Raw genomic sequence first — 1258 nt, 5'->3', positions numbered from 1 at the left:
GCCATGATAAGTAGCGCTAAAACTGTTTTATTCATTTTACGATATCCCTAAATTAAGGTAATTCTGTTACCCAAGGTTTGCCCTGAGTTGCTTTGTGATAACCATATTCGTATATGGTTAATAAATAGTGTTCATCAAACATGTCTTTGGTTCGTTTGGCGTAACCAAAGTCGTGCTCGATGTAAGTAAATTGCATATCAATGTTGTTGATTTCACAGATGTATTTCATTCGATATAAATCACCACGTGTTTGAGCAAGAGTCAGGCTTGATACGCTCTTTGCTACTAAATCTAGACCCTTATCTCTCAGCGAGTGGTACGGCGCTTTCAGTGCTCCATTTCGAATAACATCGAGCTGTGGTGGTTTTTCTAACCCAAGAGCATCTGAGATCTGCTGATAGTCGAAGTTAGATGGATTGAAAAATACTTGAGCGGCTAAACCACCATCGACGTGAAGTTCTTCATAACTTTTACCTTCGTACTTCACATTGATAAACTGCGGTGGGAAGACTCCAGGAATAGAAGCACTTGCTGCTAAAACCTTATATATAAGTTCAGACTTATCTGGCATGTCACTATTTGCAATTGCGCCCACATTCCAAATGACAAGCTCTCCAGAATCAAAGTGTGTGCTACCAATAAACAAACGCTTACCGTTGCGGTGTCGCGCAGCAATTTGCTCGATCATCGGTTCAGGGAACGCCTGAGCGATAAATTGATTCAAGTTTTTACCGTCAGTAAAAGCATCTTTAAACACGGTGTTTAAAAAGTTCTTTTTGCCGAGCACTGATTTGTCATTGATGTTTAACATCACCTCCTTCATCTTCGGAAATGCATCTCCGCCGATGAATACAAATGGTGCCATTAGCGCTCCTGCACTGATGCCAGTAACTATTGAGTAGTCTTTCAATTGGCCAGATTCTTCCAGCCCTATCAAAATACCGGCTCCAAAGGCTCCGTTCGCGCCGCCTCCTGACAAAGCTAAGATATTTAGTTGCTCACCTGACACTTTAATTGGCGTTGTTTGATCGATTGGAGAGTATAAGAAGTCTGGGTTCTCACTCGCCCACATACGCAATGGCTCTTTTACTGATATCGCTTCTTCTACAACCACTTCTTTGTAATTGTCTTTGTGTACGCGTACATCCAACGTGTGGGGTGAGCTACATGCCACTACAAGTAATGACAAAGCAACGGTAAAACCCGAGGAAATTAGACGGTTCATAATTAGGCTCATTTAATGTTCTCTAAAATGATT

At 41.5% G+C, this 1258-nt stretch carries 1 protein-coding gene; it reads right to left on the bottom strand.

The genetic code is table 11. The annotated features are described in order from the left end of the window. Positions 1–52: 52 nt before the first annotated feature. Positions 53–1225, bottom strand: coding sequence for a patatin-like phospholipase family protein (locus tag AB4507_RS22895; protein ID WP_017060058.1), 1173 nt, complete (start codon positions 1223–1225; stop codon positions 53–55). Between the last annotated feature and the right edge of the window lie 33 nt (positions 1226–1258).

Origin of the sequence: Vibrio sp. 10N.222.54.A3, from assembly GCF_041474095.1 — a bacterium.
Lineage (GTDB): Bacteria > Pseudomonadota > Gammaproteobacteria > Enterobacterales > Vibrionaceae > Vibrio > Vibrio crassostreae_C.
This window is presented reverse-complemented; position numbering and strand designations above follow the sequence as displayed.

What these genes read in the sequence shown, in the direction of transcription:
- AB4507_RS22895 (WP_017060058.1), bottom strand. Translation starts at nt 1,225, where the DNA reads ATGAACCGTCTAATTTCCTCGGGTTTTACCGTTGCTTTGTCATTACTT.